Source organism: Thauera sp. GDN1 (assembly GCF_029223545.1).
In the GTDB taxonomy this organism is placed as follows: Bacteria; Pseudomonadota; Gammaproteobacteria; order Burkholderiales; family Rhodocyclaceae; genus Thauera.
On record NZ_CP097870.1, the window covers coordinates 3220979 to 3238439 of the forward strand.

Here is a 17461-nt window from a genome sequence, read left to right on the forward strand (position 1 = left end):
TCGACCCTCCCGCTCAGCGCGGCATGCCGGGGAGGCCGCCCGGCATCATGCCCTTCATCGCGCGCATCATCTTGTTCATGCCGCCCTTGGAGAACTGCTTCATCACCTTCTGCGTCTGCTCGAACTGGTTGAGCAGGCGATTGACCTCCTGCACCGTGACCCCGGCGCCAGCGGCGATGCGGCGCTTGCGGCTGGCCTTGAGAACTTCCGGCTTGGCACGCTCGAGCGGGGTCATCGAGTTGATGATGCCTTCGATGCGGGCGATCGCCTTCTCCTCGGCACCGCCCTGCAGCTTGCCGGCGGCCTGAGCGAACTGCGCCGGCAGCTTGTCCATCATCGACGACAGCCCGCCCATCTTGCGCATCTGGGCGATCTGCTCCTTGAAGTCGTTGAGGTCGAAGCCCTTGCCGCTCTTCAGCTTCTGCGCGAAGACGCGGGCCTTCTCCTCGTCCACGCCGCGGCGCGCCTCCTCGACCAGGCCGAGGATGTCGCCCATGCCGAGGATGCGGCTGGCCATGCGGTCGGGGTGGAAGGGCTCCAGTCCGGAGAGCTTCTCGCCGACGCCGGCGAACTTGAGCGGCTTGCCGGTGACGTGGCGCACCGACAAGGCCGCGCCGCCGCGCGAGTCGCCGTCGAGCTTGGTCAGCACGATACCGGTGAGCGGCAGCGCCTCGTTGAAGGCGCGCGCGGTGTTGACCGCGTCCTGGCCGAGCATCGCGTCGACCACGAACAGGGTCTCGATCGGCTTGACCGCGGCGTGCAGGGCCTGGATCTCGGCCATCATCGCCTCGTCCACCGCGAGACGGCCGGCGGTGTCGACCAGCAGCACGTCGATGTGGTGCTTGCGGGCATAGTCGAGCGCGCCGAGCGCGATATCCACCGGCTTCTGCGCCGTCTCGGAGGGGAAGAAGCCGACGCCGGCCTGCGCCGCCACCGTCTTCAGCTGCTCGATCGCCGCCGGGCGATAGACGTCGGTGGACACCACCAGCACCTTCTTCTTGTGCTGCTCGTGCAATAGCTTGGCAAGCTTGCCGGTGGTGGTGGTCTTGCCCGCGCCCTGCAGGCCGGCCATCAGCACCACGGCGGGCGGCTGGGTGGACAGGTTCAGGCCTTCGTGGGCCCCGCCCATCAGCGCCTTGAGTTCGTCGTGCACCACGCCGACCAGGGCCTGGCCGGGGGTCAGCGAGCCGACGACCTCCTGACCGACGGCCTTCTCCTTGACCTTGGCGACGAATTCCTTGACCACCGGCAGCGCGACGTCTGCTTCGAGCAGCGCCATGCGCACCTCGCGCATCGCCTCCTGGATGTTCTCTTCCGTGAGGCGGGCCTGGCCGCGCAGGGTCTTGACGACTTTGGACAGGCGTTGAGTGAGATTGTCGAGCATGTTCGGGCAGGCCTTGGGCGCGTGACTTGGAGTAAACTGCAGCTACGTATGCGCACAATTCTACTTCATCTGCTTCCCGCCTCGCTTTACGCGGCAGGCGGCTTGCTGTTCTGGCGAGCCTGCGTGATGGCCGGCCCCGGTCGCGACCGGGCGCGCGAATGCATGAGCACACGCGAACGCCTGCTTCTCCTCGCCGCGGTGCTCGCCCACGGGGCCGCACTGCACGCCGACATCTTCCCCGGCATGGACATGCGCTTCGGCTTCGGTGTCGCGCTGTCGCTGATGGTGTGGCTCGCGGCGTGCTTCTACTGGGTCGAGACCCTGTACACCCGGCTCGAGGGCCTGCACGCGGTGATCATGCCCGCCGGCGCAGTCGCCAGCCTGATTCCCCTGTTCTTCCCCGGCGAGCACGTGCTCGCCAACGCCGCCTCGCCCGCCTTCCGCGTGCATTTCGTGATCGCCATGCTGGGCTACAGCCTGTTCACGCTCGCCGCCCTGCACGCGATGCTGATGTCGGTCGCCAGCCGCCAGTTGCACAGCGCGCGCTTCAGCCGCCTGCTCTCCGGCCTGCCGCCCCTGCTCACCATGGAAGCCCTGCTGTTCCGCCTGATCGGCATCGCCTTCGTGCTGCTGACGCTCACCCTGGTGACCGGCCTGCTGTTTTCGGAAACCCTGTTCGGCCAGGCCCTGCGTGCGGATCACAAGACCGTGTTCGGCGTCATCTCCTGGCTGCTGTTCGGCGGCCTGCTGGTCGGACGCCGGCTGTGGGGCTGGCGCGGCCGTGTCGCCCTGCGGTGGACGCTGGCGGGTTTCTTGGCGCTGATGCTGGCCTACGTCGGCAGCCGTTTCGTCATCGAAGTAGTGCTCCATCGCACCGGATGAGCCGCCATCGATCAGCGGCGGCGCGAAGCTTTACAAGGCCGCGCCCGGCGGGCAACATCGGACGCACTCCGAAATCGAGCAAGCCATGGCGGCAACCACCAAACCGACCCTGAGCGGATTCGCCAGGGCGCTGATCCAGCATGGACATCTGCAGGAAGCGGATGCCGTCACCTGCTCCGCACAGGCGGGTGACACCACCAGCGCCTTCATGCTCGAGGTCGCCAACCGCGGCCTGATGAGCTGTGCCGCAATGGCGCGCTTCGCTGCCGAGACCTTCGGCTACCCGCTCCTGGACATCACCGCCTTCGACCCCGCGCTGTTCGCCCGCGAGGCGGTCGACCGCAAGCTGCTGGCCAAGCACCAGGTCGCCCCACTGCTCAAGCGCCAGAACCGGATCACGCTCGCGGTCGCCGATCCCTCGAACCTGCGCGCCCTCGACGAGATCCGCTTCCAGACCGGCATGCAGCTCGAGCTGGTCATCGCCGAGGCGGACAAGCTCAAGCGCGTGGTCGACACCCTGTCCGAATCGGCCGCCGACACGCTCAAGGAGCTGACCGGCGAAGCCTTCGACATGGACATGCTGCAGCAGGACGGGCCGACGCCGCAGCGCGACGAGGACGAGGCCAACGAGGTCGATGACGCCCCGGTCGTCAAGTTCATCCAGAAGGTGCTGATCGACGCGATCAACGAGGGCGCATCCGACGTCCACTTCGAGCCCTACGAGAAGTTCTACCGCATCCGCGTGCGCACCGACGGCATCCTGCGCGACGTCGCCCAGCCGCCGCTGGTGCTGAAGGACAAGATCGCCGCACGCATCAAGGTGATCTCGCGCCTGGACATCTCCGAGAAGCGCGTGCCGCAGGACGGCCGCATGAAGCTGGTGCTGTCGCGGAACAAGGCGATCGACTTCCGGGTATCGACGCTGCCCACGCTGCACGGCGAGAAGATCGTCATGCGCATCCTCGACCCGAGCTCGGCCATGCTCGGCATCGACGCGCTCGGCTACGACCCCGATCAGAAGGAGGCCCTGCTCGCCGCCATCGAGCGCCCCTACGGCATGATCCTGGTCACCGGCCCCACCGGCTCGGGCAAGACGGTGTCGCTCTACACCTGCCTGAACCTGCTCAACAAGCCCGGCGTGAACATCTCCACTGCCGAGGATCCGGCGGAAATCAACCTCGCCGGCATCAACCAGGTCAACGTCAACGAAAAGGCCGGCCTGACCTTCTCCACCGCGCTCCGCGCCTTCCTCCGCCAGGACCCGGACGTCATCATGGTGGGCGAGATCCGCGACCTCGAGACCGCCGAGATCTCGATCAAGGCGGCGCAGACCGGCCACCTGGTGATGTCCACCGTGCATACCAACGACGCCCCGGCGACGCTGGAACGGCTGAAGAACATGGGCGTGGCGCCGTTCAATATCGCCTCGTCGGTGATTCTTATCACGGCCCAGCGCCTCGCCCGCCGGCTATGCTCCTGCAAGAAGCCGGTGGACATCCCGGTCGAGGCGCTGATCGAGGCTGGATTCGGCCCCGAAGAGCTCGACGGCAGCTGGCAGACGATGGGCCCGGTGGGCTGCGATCGCTGCAAGGGCACGGGCTACAAGGGCCGCGTCGGCATCTACCAGGTCATGCCGATCACCGAGGAAATCGCCCGCATCATCATGACGGGCGGCAACTCGATGGACATCGCGGCCCAGGCCCAGCGCGAGGGCGTGCTGGACCTGCGCCAGTCGGGACTGCGCAAGGTGAAACAGGGCGTCACCTCACTCGAAGAAGTGCTGGCGACGACCAACGAATAAAGGACGTTCGATCTCATGGCGACTGCGAGCCGGGCGATGCGCGCCACAGGCCCCAAGGAAGAGCTGTACACCTGGGAAGGCAAGGACAAGACCGGCAAGGTCGTGCGCGGCGAGATCCGCGCCAACGGGGACGCCATGGTGCAGGCCATGCTGCGCCGCCAGGGCATCCAGGTCGGCAAGATCAAGAAGCTGAAGATGTCGCGCGGCGGGCGCATCACCGACAAGGACATCGCGCTGTTCACCCGCCAGCTCGCCACCATGATGAAGTCCGGCGTGCCGCTGCTGCAGGCCTTCGACATCGCCATGAAGGGCTCGGGCAATCCGGCGCTTTCGCGCCTGCTCAACGAGATCCGCACCGACGTCGAGACCGGCCTCAACCTGTCGCAGGCCTTCGCCAAGCATCCGGTCCATTTCGACAAGCTGTTCTGCAACCTGGTCGCCGCCGGCGAACAGGCCGGCATCCTGGACAGCCTGCTAGACCGCATCGCCACCTACAAGGAAAAGATCCTCGCCATCAAGGGCAAGATCAAGTCCGCGCTGTTCTACCCGGCCGCGGTCGTGGTGGTCGCCGCGCTGGTGATCTCGGTGATGATGCTGTTCGTGATTCCCGAGTTCAAGAACGTGTTCTCCAGCTTCGGCGCCGATCTGCCGGCGCCGACCCTGCTGGTGATCGCGATGTCGGACTTCTTCGTCGACTACTGGTACGTCATATTCGGCGTCCTGATCGGGGCGATCGTCGCCACCGCCTGGAGCTACAAGCGCTCCACCGCCATGCAGACCACGCTCGACCGCCTGGTGCTGCGCCTGCCGGTGATCGGCCCGATCATCCGCAAGGCCACGATCGCACGCTGGACGCGCACGCTGTCGACGATGTTCGCCGCCGGCGTGCCGCTGGTGGAGGCGCTGGACTCGGTGGGTGGCGCCGCCGGCAACCACGTCTACATGGTGGCGACCAAGCAGATCCAGAGCGAGGTCAGCACCGGCACCAGCCTCACCGTCGCCATGCAGAATGCGGACGTGTTCCCCACCATGGTGGTGCAGATGGTGTCGATCGGCGAGGAATCCGGCCAGCTCGACGGCATGCTCGGCAAGGTCGCCGACTTCTTCGAGCAGGAGGTCGACGACGCCGTCGCCGGCCTGTCGCAACTGCTCGAGCCGATCATCATGGTGTTCCTGGGCACCATCATCGGCGGCCTGGTGGTGGCGATGTACCTGCCGATCTTCAAGCTCGGCTCGGTCATCTGATCCATGCTCGCGCTGCTGCACGACCCGGTGGCCTTCGCCACGCTCGCGACCCTGCTCGGCCTGTTCGTCGGCAGCTTCCTCAACGTCGTCATCCATCGCCTGCCGAAGATGATGGAGCAGGACTGGCACGCCCAGGCCGCCGAACTGCGCGGCGAGGACGCGCCGGCCGGCGAACGCTTCAACCTCGCCACCCCACGCTCGCGCTGCCCGCATTGCGGACACCAGATCGGCGCGCTGGAGAACATCCCGGTGGTCAGCTACGTGCTGCTGCGCGGGCGCTGCCGCCACTGCGGCGCCGGCATCAGCAAGCGCTACCCGATCGTGGAGGCCTTCACCGCGCTGCTGTCGGGCTATGCGGCCTGGCACTTCGGCTTCGGCGCCGCCGCGGCCGGTGCCCTGCTCTTCATCTGGGCGATGATGGCGCTGGCCTTCATCGACCTCGACACCCAACTGCTGCCGGACGACATCACCCTGCCCCTGCTGTGGCTGGGCCTGGCCTTCAACCTCGCGGACACCTACACCGAACTGTCGAGCGCGGTCGTCGGCGCGATGGCCGGCTACCTCGCGCTGTGGTCGGTGTTCTGGCTGTTCAAGCTCGCCACCGGCAAGGAAGGCATGGGTTACGGCGACTTCAAGCTTCTCGGCGCGATCGGCGCCTGGCTGGGCTGGCAGGTGCTGCCGCTGACCATCCTGCTGTCCTCCGTGGTCGGGGCGGCGGTCGGCATCGGCCTGATCGTGTTCGCCCGCCACGGGCGCAACGTGCCGATCCCCTTCGGCCCCTACCTCGCCGCCGCCGGCGTGATCGCGCTGTTCTGGGGCGAAGCGCTGACGACACGCTATCTCGGCCTGCTCTGACCCTGCCCGCGCAAGGGGCTTGAAGCAGACCTCCTCCGCCCTCATGTATCGAGCGCGCTCCGGCAACCGGGGCGCGCTTTTTCCTTATGCTGCATTGCGTTAGACTTGCGCACTTGTTTTCGGGAGCACGCCATGCCCATCTATGAATATCGTTGCCCGAGCTGCGGTTTCCAGAAGGAACACCTGCAGAAAATGAGCGATCAACCCCTGTCCGCCTGCCCCTCCTGTGGCGCCGCCGGCTACGCCAAGCTGCTGTCGGCCGCCGGCTTCCAGCTCAAGGGCTCGGGCTGGTACGCGACCGACTTCAAGGGTGGCAGCAGCTCGGCCCCGGCCGCCTCGTCCTCCTCCGACTCCTCCCCTGCGGCCGGTTGCGGCGGCGGCTGCGCGTGCCACTGACTTGAAAAAATACTTCATCACCGGCCTGCTGATCTGGATCCCGCTGGCGATCACCTTCATGGTGCTCGCCTGGATCGTCGGCTCGCTCGACGCCATCCTGCTGTGGCTGCCCGCCGAGCACCAGCCGAGCCGCTACATCGGCTTCGACATTCCCGGCGTCGGCGTGGTCGCGAGCCTGCTGATCATCTTCTTCACCGGCCTGGTCGCGGCCAACGTGCTCGGCCAGAAGCTGGTGCGGCTGTGGGAAGCCCTGCTCGCGCGCATCCCGGTAGTGAAGTCGATCTACTACAGCGTCAAGCAGGTCTCGGACACCCTGTTCTCCAGCAGCGGCCAGGCCTTCCGCAAGGCGCTGCTGGTGCAGTACCCGCGCGAGGGCGCGTGGACCATCGCCTTCCTCACCGGACAGCCGGGCGGCGACGCCGCCAATCATCTCGAGGGCGACTACGTCAGCGTGTACGTGCCGACCACGCCCAACCCCACCTCGGGCTTCTTCCTGATGATGCCGCGCGAGGACGTCATCGAGCTCGACATGAGCGTCGACGAGGCGCTCAAGTACATCATCTCCATGGGGGTGGTCGCGCCCCCGTTGCGCAAGCCGGCCACGCGTGCCGCGCTGCTCAACGAATGACGACGCCTGCTGCAGCCAGCCAGACCCTCAACGATCATTGACTCCCCGGGGCGGCCCGCCGCCCCCGACCAGCCGGAACCCGACATGCGAACTCACTACTGCGGAAAAGTCACCGCCGCCGACCTCGACCAGATCGTCACCATTTGCGGCTGGGTGCACCGTCGCCGCGACCACGGCGGCGTGATCTTCATCGACCTGCGCGACCGCGAGGGCCTGGTGCAGGTGGTGTGCGATCCCGACCGCGCCGAGATGTTCAAGACCGCCGAGTCGGTGCGCAGCGAGTTCGTGCTGAAGATGAGCGGCAAGGTGCGCCGCCGCCCGGCCGGCACCGAGAACGCCAACCTCACCTCGGGCGAGATCGAGATCCTCTGCCACGACATCGAGGTGCTCAACGCCGCCGCCACGCCGCCCTTCCAGCTCGACGACGAGAACCTGTCCGAGACGGTGCGCCTGACCAACCGCGTCATCGACCTGCGTCGCCCGCAGATGCAGAAGAACCTGATGCTGCGCTACAAGACCACGATGGCCTTCCGCCGCTTCCTCGACGGCGCCGGCTTCATCGACGTCGAGACGCCGATGCTGACCAAGAGCACGCCGGAAGGGGCACGCGACTACCTGGTGCCCTCGCGCGTGCATCCGGGCCAGTTCTTCGCCCTGCCGCAGTCGCCGCAGCTGTTCAAGCAGCTGCTGATGGTCGCCGGCTACGACCGCTACTACCAGATCGTCAAGTGCTTCCGCGACGAGGACCTGCGCGCCGACCGCCAGCCCGAATTCACCCAGGTCGATCTCGAGACGTCCTTCATGGACGAGCACGAGATCACCGCCCTGGTCGAGGAGATGATCCGCGTCGTGTTCCGGGAAGCGATGGACGTCGAACTGCCCGCGCCCTTCCCGCGCATGACCTACGCCGAGGCGATGCGCCGCTACGGCTCCGACAAGCCCGACCTGCGCGTCACGCTCGAACTCACCGACGTCACCGACGCGGTGCAGGACGTCGCCTTCAAGGTCTTCAGCGGCCCCGCCACTTCGGGCGGCCGCGTCGCCGCGATGCGCGTGCCGGGCGGCAACAGCCTCACTCGCGGCGAGATCGACGAATACACCAAGTTCGTCGGCATCTACGGCGCCCGCGGCCTGGCCTACATCAAGGTCAACGACCTCACCCAGCCCAACGAGCAGGGCCTGCAGTCGCCGATCGTCAAGAACCTGCACGAAACCGCGCTGCGTACCATCCTCGAGCGCACCGGCGCGCAGTCGGGCGACCTGATCTTCTTCGGCGCCGACAAGACCAAGGTGGTCAACGACGCCATGGGCGCGCTGCGCATCAAGCTCGGCCACGAGAAGGGCTACGTCACCGGCGAAGCCTGGTGCCCGCTGTGGGTGGTCGACTTCCCGATGTTCGAGTACGACGAGGACGACAAGCGCTGGACCGCCTGCCACCATCCCTTCACCAGCCCGAAGGACGAGCACATCGACCTGCTCGAGTCCAACCCGGGCGAGTGTCTGGCCAAGGCCTACGACCTCGCGCTCAACGGCTGGGAGATCGGCGGCGGCTCGGTGCGTATCCACCGTGCCGACGTGCAGGCGCGCGTGTTCCAGGCGCTCAACATCGGCCCCGAGGAGCAGCAGGCCAAGTTCGGCTTCCTGCTCGACGCGCTCAAGTACGGCGCGCCCCCGCACGGCGGCCTCGCCTTCGGCCTGGACCGCATCGTCACCATGATGACGGGCGCCGAGTCCATCCGCGACGTCATCGCCTTCCCCAAGACCCAGCGCGCCCAGTGCCTGCTGACCGACGCGCCCAGCGGCGTGGACGAGAAGCAGCTGCGCGAGCTGCACATCCGCCTGCGCCAGAAGGTCGAGACCCAGGTCGAGGTCGAGCGCGGCTGAGCGCCGCCCCGCGACGCACGACGGCAGCGCTCCGCGCGGGACCGCTGCCGTCCGCCCGCAAACCTGCCGCATCCGAAACACCGCCATGCTCCGCACCGTGCTGCTGCGCCTGCTGCTCCTGCTCTCGGTGGTTATGGCCCTGCCGGGCTGCTCGCCGGCAGGCGGGCCCGAGGCCACCCAAGACGCACGCACGCCTGCCCGCTCCACCCACGCCGGGCTGCCGGCCGAGGCGATCGAGACCCTCGCGCTGATCCAGCGCGGCGGCCCCTTCCCCTATCGCAAGGACGGCACCACCTTCCACAACCGCGAACGCCTGCTGCCGGGCAAGCCGCGCGGCTACTACCGCGAATACACCGTGCCGACGCCGGGTTCGCGCGACCGCGGCGCCCGCCGCATCGTCGCCGGCGGCGACCCACCCGAGGTGTTCTACTACACCGCCGATCATTACCGCAGCTTCCGCCGGATCGAGCCCCTGCCATGAACGCCACGCCGCCGCGCCCCGCCCCCGGCGCACCGCTCGACATCCGCATCGACCTCGCGGCCTGCGCCGACAAGGCCGAGCTGCTCTCGCGCTTCGCCTGTGCGCTCCACTTCCCCGCCTGGTTCGGCCACAACTGGGACGCGCTCGCCGACTGCCTGACCGACCTGTCCTGGCTCCCCGCGCACCACTACCGCCTCGAACTCGCCGACCCTCAGGCCCTGCGCGCCGCCGCGCCCGAAACCCTGGAAGTCGCGCTCGACATCCTCACCGACGCGGCCGAGTTCTGGGCTGCGGAAGGCGTCGCGTTCGAATTCGCCCTCAGCGAGACGCCGCAGGCGGATGCTCCGCCTGCGCCAGACGCGCCCGCCGCTCCTCGATGAGTTCCGCGAGGCAGCGCGGGCAATAGCACCCGGCATCCACCGCCACCGCGCCGGCTTCTGGCACTGCGAAGGCCGCGGGATAGGCGGCGCACCAGCATGCCGGTTCGCCGGCCTGCATGCCGCAGGTGAAACGTGCGCCGCAGCGTGGACAGGTGTTGGTGTGGTCGTTCATGGTCCATGCCCGCCTGATGGGATGTCGGAAGCCGGTGAGTGCCGGCAGCGGAGGCAGCAAGCACTGCGCCGGCGATGATAGTCCATCCCTGCGTCTTCCCGCCGCCCGCTCCTCCCGACCGCCTTGCTCCCGGACATCGCACGCCCGCCGTCTTGAAAACCCCTGATGCGCGCCTATATTGGCTTTGAGGCCGGAATGCACCGGCCACCTTGTCGAGAGGAGAACCGCACATGAGCACCAATGTCACCCGACGCGCCGACCCCCTGGAGGACTTCTTCCGTGGCTTCTTCGTCCGCCCCGTCGATTTCGGCGGCGGCGCCTTGGCCAACCTCGGGGCCGATGCCCCGCAGATGCGGGTCGACGTCAAGGAGAACACCGATGGCTACGAGGTGCACGCCGAGCTTCCCGGGATGAAGAAGGAAGACATCCATGTGCACATCGACGGCCCGGTGGTGTCGATCAGCGCCGAGCGCAAGCAGGAAAAGGAAGTGAAGGAAGGCGAGAAGGTCCTGCGCACCGAGCGCTACTTCGGCAAGGTCTCGCGCAGCTTCCAGCTCGGCCAGGAGATCGACGAGGCCAAGGCTTCGGCCAAGTTCAAGGACGGCGTGCTCGAACTGGCGCTGCCGAAGAAGGCCGAGGCCCAGGCCAAGCGGCTGACCATCGACTGATCGCGCGGCACCGTTCCCGCCGCATCGGGCGTATGAAAAAACCCGCCCCGGCGAGCGCCGGCGGCGGGTTCTGCTTTTCTCGGACCGTGAAACCGCAGCCCCGATGCGCTTGCCCCTACTTGCTCTTGATCATCGTGCCGACGCCGTGGTCGGTCAGGATCTCGAGCAACAGGCAGTGCTCGACGCGGCCGTCGATGATGTGCACCGACTTCACGCCATTGCGCGCCGCGTCCAGCGCCGAGCCGATCTTGGGCAGCATGCCGCCCGACAGCGTGCCATCGGCCACCAGGTCGTCGATCTGGCGCGGGGTCAGGCCGGTGAGCAGGTTGCCCGCCTTGTCGAGCACGCCCGGGGTGTTGGTGAGCAGCACCAGCTTCTCGGCCTTGAGGATCTCGGCGAGCTTGCCGGCGACCACGTCGGCGTTGATGTTGTAGGTCTCGCCCGCTTCACCCACGCCGATCGGCGCGATCACCGGGATGAAGTCGCCCTGGTCGAGGAAGGAAATCAGGCTGGGGTCGATGCTGGTGATCTCGCCCACCTGGCCGACGTCGATCAGGTCGCCCGCGGGGGCGTCGAGCTTCTGCATCAGCAGCTTCTTGGCGCGGATGAAACTGGCGTCCTTGCCGGTGAGGCCCACGGCCTTGCCCCCGGCCTGATTGATCAGGTTGACGATCTCCTTGTTCACCTGGCCGCCGAGCACCATCTCGACCACTTCCATGGTCTCGGCATCGGTCACCCGCATGCCCTGGATGAACTCGCCCTTCTTGCCGACGCGGGCGAGCAGGTTCTCGATCTGCGGACCGCCACCGTGCACCACCACCGGGTTGAGGCCGACCAGCTTGAGCAGCACCACGTCGCGCGCGAAGCAGTCCTTCAGGTGCGGGTCGGTCATCGCGTTGCCGCCGTACTTGATGACGATGGTCTTGTCGAAGAAGCGCTTGATGTACGGCAGGGCCTCGGCAAGGATCTCGGCCTTGCGCGCGGGGCTCACGTCTTGGTGGGGGGCGGACTGGGTCATCGGGAAGCTCCTTGAACGAACCCCGAGATTCTAGTGGCCCGCCCCCGGAACCGGAAGCGCACCGCGACGATCGGCAAGACGGCGGCGTAATTGATATTAATTTTCTATCGAGCACGTCGTTACGTTCAATTTGAGCTATCGAAAACCGGAGTCCATACTGCAATCGTCGAAAGCGGGCGATTGCCCGTTTCAGCACCCGAGACGAGGAGTTCCGCCATGGTCGCCAAGGTAGCCGGCCTGCATTTCCAGCCCGCCAGCCCGGCCGGCGCCCTGCGTGCGCTCAGCGGCTGGCTGATCGCGCTCACCGGCCTCGCGCTGTTGATCGCCCAGCTCGTGCGCGGCGTCGAAGGCTTCGATCTGCCGGTGTCCGGCGCGATTTCGGGCGGCGCGATGGCGGCGGCGGCCACCGCGCTCGGCGCGGTGCCGCTGCTCGTGGTGCGCCGCATCGGCGCCAGCGTGCAGGGCCTGCTGCTCGGCTTCGGGGCCGGCGTGATGCTGGCCGCGAGCGTGTTCTCGCTGCTGCTGCCCGCCTTCGAGGCCGCGCAGGGGCACGCCGGCTCGGCCTCGGGCGCCGCCATGCTGGTCGCCCTCGGTCTGCTGCTCGGCGCCGGCGGCCTGCTGGCCATGGACCACGCCCTGCCCCACACCCACGCGCCGGAAGGGCGGCGCAGCGCCAATGCGGTGTGGCTGTTCGTGTTCGCGATCGCGGTGCACAACATCCCGGAGGGCCTCGCGATCGGCGTTGCCGCCGGTATCGACGGCGTTGCGGGCGATGCGGTCGCGACCGGGATCTCGCTGCAGAACGTTCCCGAAGGCCTGATCGTCGCGATCGCGCTGGTCACCGCCGGCTACGGCCGCTGGCTGGCCTTCGGCGTGGCCGCGGTGTCGGGTCTGATGGAACCGATCGCCGCCATCGCCGGCTCGATGATGGTCTCGGTGTCGGCGACGATCCTGCCCTGGGGCCTGGCGGGTGCCGCCGGCGCGATGCTGTTCGTGGTCAGTCACGAGATCATCCCCGAGTCGCACCGCCGCGGCCATGAAACCCTGGCCACCGGCGGCCTCATGGCCGGCTTCGTGCTGATGATGCTGATGGATGCGTTGCTGGGCTGAGACGCGTGGCGCGCCAGCACCTCATGCCTCGACCAGCGGAAGATGTAAAAGCGAAGGGCGCCCGCATGGAGCGCCCTTCGCTTGTCGTATTCGGGGTGGCGAGCCTGACCCCCGGCACTTGCAGGAAGCGGCTGTGGCTGCTGCCTTCCGGCCCTGACCAGGTTCACCGCGCTGCAATGCGGGGAGACCCGCCACGGCCGGCATTGTAGCAGCATGCCGGCCGCTGCGGTGCGGCAAAGAAGCCGCGCTCCGCCGGGCGGGATCAGCCCCTCGTTCAGCCCTTCAGCTCGGGGAAGTCTTCCTCGAAGAACTCCAGCTCGCCACGCGCGTTCTCGCCCCGCGCCTCTTCGGCCTTGCGCAGCTCGACGCGGCGGATCTTGCCCGAGATCGTCTTCGGCAAGTCGGCGAAGGACAGGCGGCGGATGCGCTTGTACGGGGCCAGGCGCTCGCGGGTGAAGGCGAAGATCTCCTTGGCCAGCTCCTTGCTCGGTTCCTGGCCGGCGACCAGGATCACGAAGGCCTTGGGCACCGCCAGGCGCACCGGATCCGGGCTCGGCACGACCGCGGCTTCGGCCACCGCCGGGTGCTCGATCAGTACGCTCTCGAGCTCGAAGGGGCTGATTCGATAGTCGGAGGCCTTGAACACGTCGTCCGCACGGCCGACGTAGGTGATGTAGCCGTCCTCGTCGATGCTGGCGACGTCGCCGGTCCGATAGTGGCCGTCACGCATCACTTCCGCGGTCTTCGCCGGATCGCCGGAGTAGCCGACCATCAGGCCCACCGGACGGCTGTCGCCGAGCACCAGCGAGATCTCGCCCTCGGTCACCGGGTTGCTGTCCACGTCGAGCAGGGCGATCTTGTAGCCGGGCAGCGGACGGCCCATGGAGCCGGGCTTGAGCGGCTGGTCGGGGGTGTTGCCGATCTCGGCGGTGGTCTCGGTCTGCCCGAAGCCGTCGCGGATGGTGATGCCCCAGGCCTTCTTCACCTGATCGACGACTTCCGGATTCAGCGGCTCGCCGGCACCGATCAGCTCGCGCAGCTTGGTCTTGACCGAAGCCAGGTCCTGCTGGATCAGCATGCGCCACACGGTCGGGGGCGCGCACATGGTGGTGACCTCGTACTGCACCAGCACGTCGAGCAGGGCCGCCGCGTTGAAGCGGTTGTAGTTGTACAGGAACACGCAGGCGCCGGCATTCCAGGGCGCGAAGAAGCAGCTCCAGGCGTGCTTGGCCCAGCCCGGCGAGGAGATGTTCATGTGGCGGTCGTTGGGCTTCAGGCCGATCCAGTACATCGTCGACAGGTGGCCGACCGGGTAGGACTGGTGGGTGTGCAGCACCAGCTTGGGCTTGGAGGTGGTCCCCGAGGTGAAGTACAGCAGCAGCGGGTCATCGACGCGGGTCACGCCCTCCGGGGTGAAGACGTCGGACTCGGCGGCGGCCTCCTCGAAGGCCTTCCAGCCCACCGGCGCGCCGCCCACGGCGATGCGGCCGAAGCTGCCCGGCAGGCTCTCGAACTTGTCGGTGTGGGCCTTGCCGATCACCACGTGCTTGACCTGGCCGCGCTCGACGCGGTCCACCAGGTCGTCCGGGGTCAGCAGCGTGGTCGCCGGGATCACGACCGCGCCGAGCTTGATCGCGGCGAGCATGGTCTCCCACAGCGGCACTTCGTTGCCGAGCATGATCAGGATGCGCTCGCCGCGCTTGACGCCCTGCTTGCGCAGCCAGTTGGCGACGCGGTTCGAGCGCGCCGACATCTCGGCGAAGCTGAGCTTCGACTCGCGGCCGTCTTCCTCGATGATCCACAGCGCCGGGTTGTCGTTGCCCTTGGCCATGGCGTCGAAGTAATCCAGCGCCCAGTTGAACTCCTTCAGCTTCGGCCACGTGAAGCCGGCGTAGGCGGTGGCGTAGTCGCTGCGGTGCTGCAACAGGAAGTCGCGGGCGGCGAGAAATTCATTCAGGGCAGTCATGGGCTCTCCTCTCCATTACATCGTTGGCATCATTGGCGAATCATCGGCGGCCGGCGGCACCGCGGTCGGGCGTTATTTTACGTTGACGTTAACGTAATTCACCGATCGGGATCAAAAAAAACTCATGCGGACGACCCGGGCGGCCATTCGCGCGCGCCGCTCGACCGGCCCCGCTCCCCGTCAGGCGGCTCCTTGGGCAACGGCTGCACGCGGTCCGGGCCGCGCATGCGCCGCGTCGCAGCCAGCCGCTATACTGCTTGCCGACACCCCCTGTCCGACCCGAGGAATGCCCATGTCTTCGCCTCCGTCCCGCCTGAGCGCCCGCTACGGCACTGGCGCCGCGCCGGCTGCCGCACTGAGCCCGCTGATCGAACAGCTGCTCGACCATCGCTCGGTGCGCGCCTATCTGCCCGATCCGGTCAGCGACGCACAGCTCGCCGCCATCGTCGCCGCGGCACAGTCGGCTGCCAGCTCGTCCAACCTCAATGTATGGAGTGTGGTCGCAGTCCGCGACGCCGGCAAGCGCGCCCGCCTCGCCGAGCTCGCCGGCAACCAGGCCCATGTGCGCGAGGCGCCGCTGCAGCTGGTGTGGCTGGCCGACCTCGCCCGCCTGCGCCGCATCGCCGGCCAGCTCGGCCGCCCGTCGGCGGGCCTCGATTACACCGAGATGTTCCTGACCGGCGTCATCGACGCCGCGCTCGCCGCGCAGAACGCCGCAGCCGCGGCCGAATCGCTCGGCCTCGGCATCGTGTACATCGGCGGCATGCGCAACCACCCGGAACAGGTCGCCGCGCTGCTCGAGCTGCCGCCCGAAGTGTTCGCGGTCTTCGGCATGTGCGTCGGCACGCCCGATCCGGCCCGCCCGACCGCGGTCAAGCCGCGCCCGCCGCAGTCGGTGGTGCTGCATCACGAGCGCTACCGCGAGGACGTCCAGGACGAGGGCGTCGAGGCCTATAACCAGGCCATGGCGCGCTTCTACACGGAACAGAACATGAACGTGCATGGCAGCTGGGCGGTGCACTCGGCCAAGCGCATCGCCGGTCCCGAGACCCTGTCGGGGCGCGATCGACTGGTCGAGGCGCTGCACGCGCTCGGCTTCCCGCTCAAGTGATCCAGCCATCCGCCGCCCCCGTTCCAGCCGAGGACAGTCCATGCGCAAACGCGACACCACGCTGACCACCGACCAGAAGGCCCTCGCGGTCAATCTGGACAAGTACAAGTACGGGGCGATCGTCGAGATCGGCGCCGGCCAGGAGGTGGCGCGCCGCTTCTTCCAGGTCGGTGCCGCGGCCGGCACCATCGCCAAGACCATGTCGGCCTACGACATGGCGGTCAGCGACGACATCTACGGCCATGTCGACCGCTACGTCAGCCGCGCCCGCCTGCTGCAGATGCTGGACAAGGAATTCTCCCAGGTGGTCGCGCGCCTCGCCCACCTGCGGCCGAAGAACACCACCTTCTTCGCCTACGCCGCCACCGTCACCGCGCGCAGCTTCAAGCAGAAGAACGAATGCCACGGCTGGGTCGGCATCCGCCTGCAGCTGCACCCCGGCGCCGAGCCGAGCGACGTGATCATGCACGTGCGCATGCTCGACAACGACAACGCCCAGCAGTCCGAGGCGCTCGGCATCCTCGGCGTGAACCTGATCTACGGCGCCTTCTTCCACCACGACCAGCCCGAGTGGGTGGTCGAGGGCCTGGCCGACGGCCTGGGCTCGGACCGCATCGAGGTGGATCTGATCCACTTCTCCGGCCCCTACTTCGAGGAAGTCGAGAACCGGCTGATGAACCTGCACCTGATCCGCAGCTGGCTCACGCGCGCGGTGGTGTTCAACCCGGCGGGCGAGGTGGTGGTGCCGGGCGAGCTCTTCTACCGCAAGCCGGTGATGGTGATGCGCGGCAGCTTCAAGCCGGTGACCCTGGTCAACGTGGACATGATGGCCGCTGGCCGCAGGCAGTTCAGCCAGCTTGCCGCGGTGGACGAGAACGAGGTCCTGTCGCTCGCCGAGATCACGATGAACTCGCTGATCAGCGGCGACAACGTGGACGGCGCCGACTTCCTCGCCCGCATCGACCTGCTCGCCTCGCAGGGCTACACGGTGATGATCTCGGACTACGTGCGCTTCTTCCGCCTGCGCGCCTACCTGCGCCGCTACACGCAGAAGCCGATCGGCATCGTGCTGTCGGTGCGCGACTTCGCCTTCCTGTTCGACGAGAAGTACTACGAGGGCCTGGAGGGCGGCATCCTGGAAGCCTTCGGCAAGCTGTTCCCGGACAACACCCACGTCTATGTCTACCCCTCGCGCCCGCGCGGCACCGACGCCTCGGCCACGGTCACCCTCGACAACGTGCAGGTGCCGGACAACCTGCGCCACCTGCTCGCCCACCTGAAGGAGAACGACAAGCTGGTGGCGGTGCAGCCGCTCGACGAAAGTCACCTGCACATCGACATCGCCGACGTGCTGGCGCGACTGCGGCGCGGGCGCGGCGACTGGGAGGCCGAGGTGCCGGAGGCGGTCGCGCAGCGCATCATCGACGGCCGCCTGCTCGGCTTCGACACCGAGTGAGCGCCTGTGCCGCGTACCCTGCAG

Annotated in this window: 17 protein-coding genes and 1 other RNA gene; 13 read left to right on the top strand and 5 right to left on the bottom strand. The window is 67.7% G+C overall.

Annotation, left to right across the window (positions count from 1 at the left end):
• Positions 1 to 13: 13 nt before the first annotated feature.
• Positions 14 to 1384, bottom strand: a complete 1371-nt coding sequence (gene ffh, locus CKCBHOJB_RS14850) for a signal recognition particle protein (RefSeq protein WP_281049432.1) — start codon at positions 1382 to 1384, stop codon at positions 14 to 16.
• 48 nt (positions 1385 to 1432) lie between these two features.
• Here ffh and ccsA point away from each other — a divergent pair, with 48 nt between their 5' ends.
• The 9 genes from ccsA to CKCBHOJB_RS14895 all read left to right on the top strand — a co-directional run bounded on the left by ccsA (position 1433) and on the right by CKCBHOJB_RS14895 (position 9936).
• Positions 1433 to 2266, top strand: a complete 834-nt coding sequence (gene ccsA / locus CKCBHOJB_RS14855) for a cytochrome c biogenesis protein CcsA (protein WP_281049433.1) — start codon at positions 1433 to 1435, stop codon at positions 2264 to 2266.
• Positions 2267 to 2351: 85 nt separating this feature from the next.
• Entirely contained in the window at positions 2352 to 4067 is a 1716-nt protein-coding gene (pilB, locus tag CKCBHOJB_RS14860; protein WP_281049434.1) for a type IV-A pilus assembly ATPase PilB, read from the top strand.
• A gap of 15 nt (positions 4068 to 4082) precedes the next feature.
• Positions 4083 to 5312, top strand: coding sequence for a type II secretion system F family protein (locus CKCBHOJB_RS14865; protein WP_281049435.1), 1230 nt, complete (start codon positions 4083 to 4085; stop codon positions 5310 to 5312).
• Between the two features lie 3 nt (positions 5313 to 5315).
• Entirely contained in the window at positions 5316 to 6167 is an 852-nt protein-coding gene (locus tag CKCBHOJB_RS14870; protein ID WP_281049436.1) for an A24 family peptidase, read from the top strand.
• Between the two features lie 132 nt (positions 6168 to 6299).
• A complete protein-coding gene (locus CKCBHOJB_RS14875; protein WP_281049437.1) occupies positions 6300 to 6563 on the top strand; it encodes a zinc ribbon domain-containing protein in 264 nt (87 codons plus the stop codon).
• Between the two features lies 1 nt (position 6564).
• Complete coding sequence (locus CKCBHOJB_RS14880) at positions 6565 to 7191, top strand: DUF502 domain-containing protein (RefSeq protein ID WP_281049438.1); 627 nt, start codon at positions 6565 to 6567, stop codon at positions 7189 to 7191.
• 84 nt (positions 7192 to 7275) lie between these two features.
• Positions 7276 to 9075: an aspartate--tRNA ligase gene (aspS, locus tag CKCBHOJB_RS14885; protein WP_281049439.1), complete on the top strand. Its 1800-nt coding sequence runs from the start codon at positions 7276 to 7278 to the stop codon at positions 9073 to 9075.
• A gap of 85 nt (positions 9076 to 9160) precedes the next feature.
• On the top strand, positions 9161 to 9556 hold the full coding sequence (locus CKCBHOJB_RS14890; protein ID WP_281049440.1) for a ribonuclease domain-containing protein: 396 nt from the start codon (positions 9161 to 9163) through the stop codon (positions 9554 to 9556).
• Positions 9553 to 9936 carry a barstar family protein gene (locus CKCBHOJB_RS14895; RefSeq protein WP_281049441.1) on the top strand — a complete coding sequence of 128 codons (384 nt, stop codon included), beginning with the start codon at positions 9553 to 9555 and terminating at the stop codon, positions 9934 to 9936. Before CKCBHOJB_RS14890 ends, CKCBHOJB_RS14895 begins: the two co-directional genes overlap by 4 nt.
• On the opposite strand, the gene CKCBHOJB_RS14900 is transcribed toward CKCBHOJB_RS14895, so the two are convergent.
• Positions 9875 to 10108, bottom strand: coding sequence for a cysteine-rich CWC family protein (locus tag CKCBHOJB_RS14900; protein WP_348634850.1), 234 nt, complete (start codon positions 10106 to 10108; stop codon positions 9875 to 9877). The genes CKCBHOJB_RS14895 and CKCBHOJB_RS14900 overlap by 62 nt on opposite strands.
• Positions 10109 to 10338: 230 nt before the next feature.
• Between CKCBHOJB_RS14900 and CKCBHOJB_RS14905 the strand changes: the two genes are divergently transcribed.
• Positions 10339 to 10776 carry an Hsp20/alpha crystallin family protein gene (locus tag CKCBHOJB_RS14905; protein ID WP_281049442.1) on the top strand — a complete coding sequence of 146 codons (438 nt, stop codon included), beginning with the start codon at positions 10339 to 10341 and terminating at the stop codon, positions 10774 to 10776.
• A 115-nt stretch (positions 10777 to 10891) separates the two neighbouring features.
• Here the strand turns inward: CKCBHOJB_RS14905 and argB are convergent, their stop codons facing one another.
• A complete protein-coding gene (gene argB / locus CKCBHOJB_RS14910) occupies positions 10892 to 11794 on the bottom strand; it encodes an acetylglutamate kinase (protein ID WP_281049443.1) in 903 nt (300 codons plus the stop codon).
• Between the two features lie 216 nt (positions 11795 to 12010).
• Between argB and CKCBHOJB_RS14915 the strand changes: the two genes are divergently transcribed.
• Positions 12011 to 12904 (top strand): ZIP family metal transporter, encoded by an 894-nt coding sequence (locus tag CKCBHOJB_RS14915; RefSeq protein ID WP_281049444.1) that lies wholly within the window; start codon positions 12011 to 12013, stop codon positions 12902 to 12904.
• Positions 12905 to 12998: 94 nt separating this feature from the next.
• Here the strand turns inward: CKCBHOJB_RS14915 and ffs are convergent.
• Both ffs and CKCBHOJB_RS14925 read right to left on the bottom strand, forming a co-directional pair.
• Positions 12999 to 13097: signal recognition particle sRNA small type (ffs, locus tag CKCBHOJB_RS14920), an RNA gene on the bottom strand.
• An 81-nt stretch (positions 13098 to 13178) separates the two neighbouring features.
• Positions 13179 to 14870, bottom strand: a complete 1692-nt coding sequence (locus CKCBHOJB_RS14925; RefSeq protein ID WP_281049445.1) for an AMP-binding protein — start codon at positions 14868 to 14870, stop codon at positions 13179 to 13181.
• Positions 14871 to 15162: 292 nt separating this feature from the next.
• On the opposite strand from CKCBHOJB_RS14925, the gene CKCBHOJB_RS14930 reads away from it, so the two are divergent.
• Positions 15163 to 15981, top strand: coding sequence for an NADPH-dependent oxidoreductase (locus tag CKCBHOJB_RS14930; protein WP_281049446.1), 819 nt, complete (start codon positions 15163 to 15165; stop codon positions 15979 to 15981).
• A 40-nt stretch (positions 15982 to 16021) separates the two neighbouring features.
• Entirely contained in the window at positions 16022 to 17437 is a 1416-nt protein-coding gene (locus CKCBHOJB_RS14935) for a TonB-dependent receptor (protein ID WP_281049447.1), read from the top strand.
• Positions 17438 to 17461: the final 24 nt, after the last annotated feature.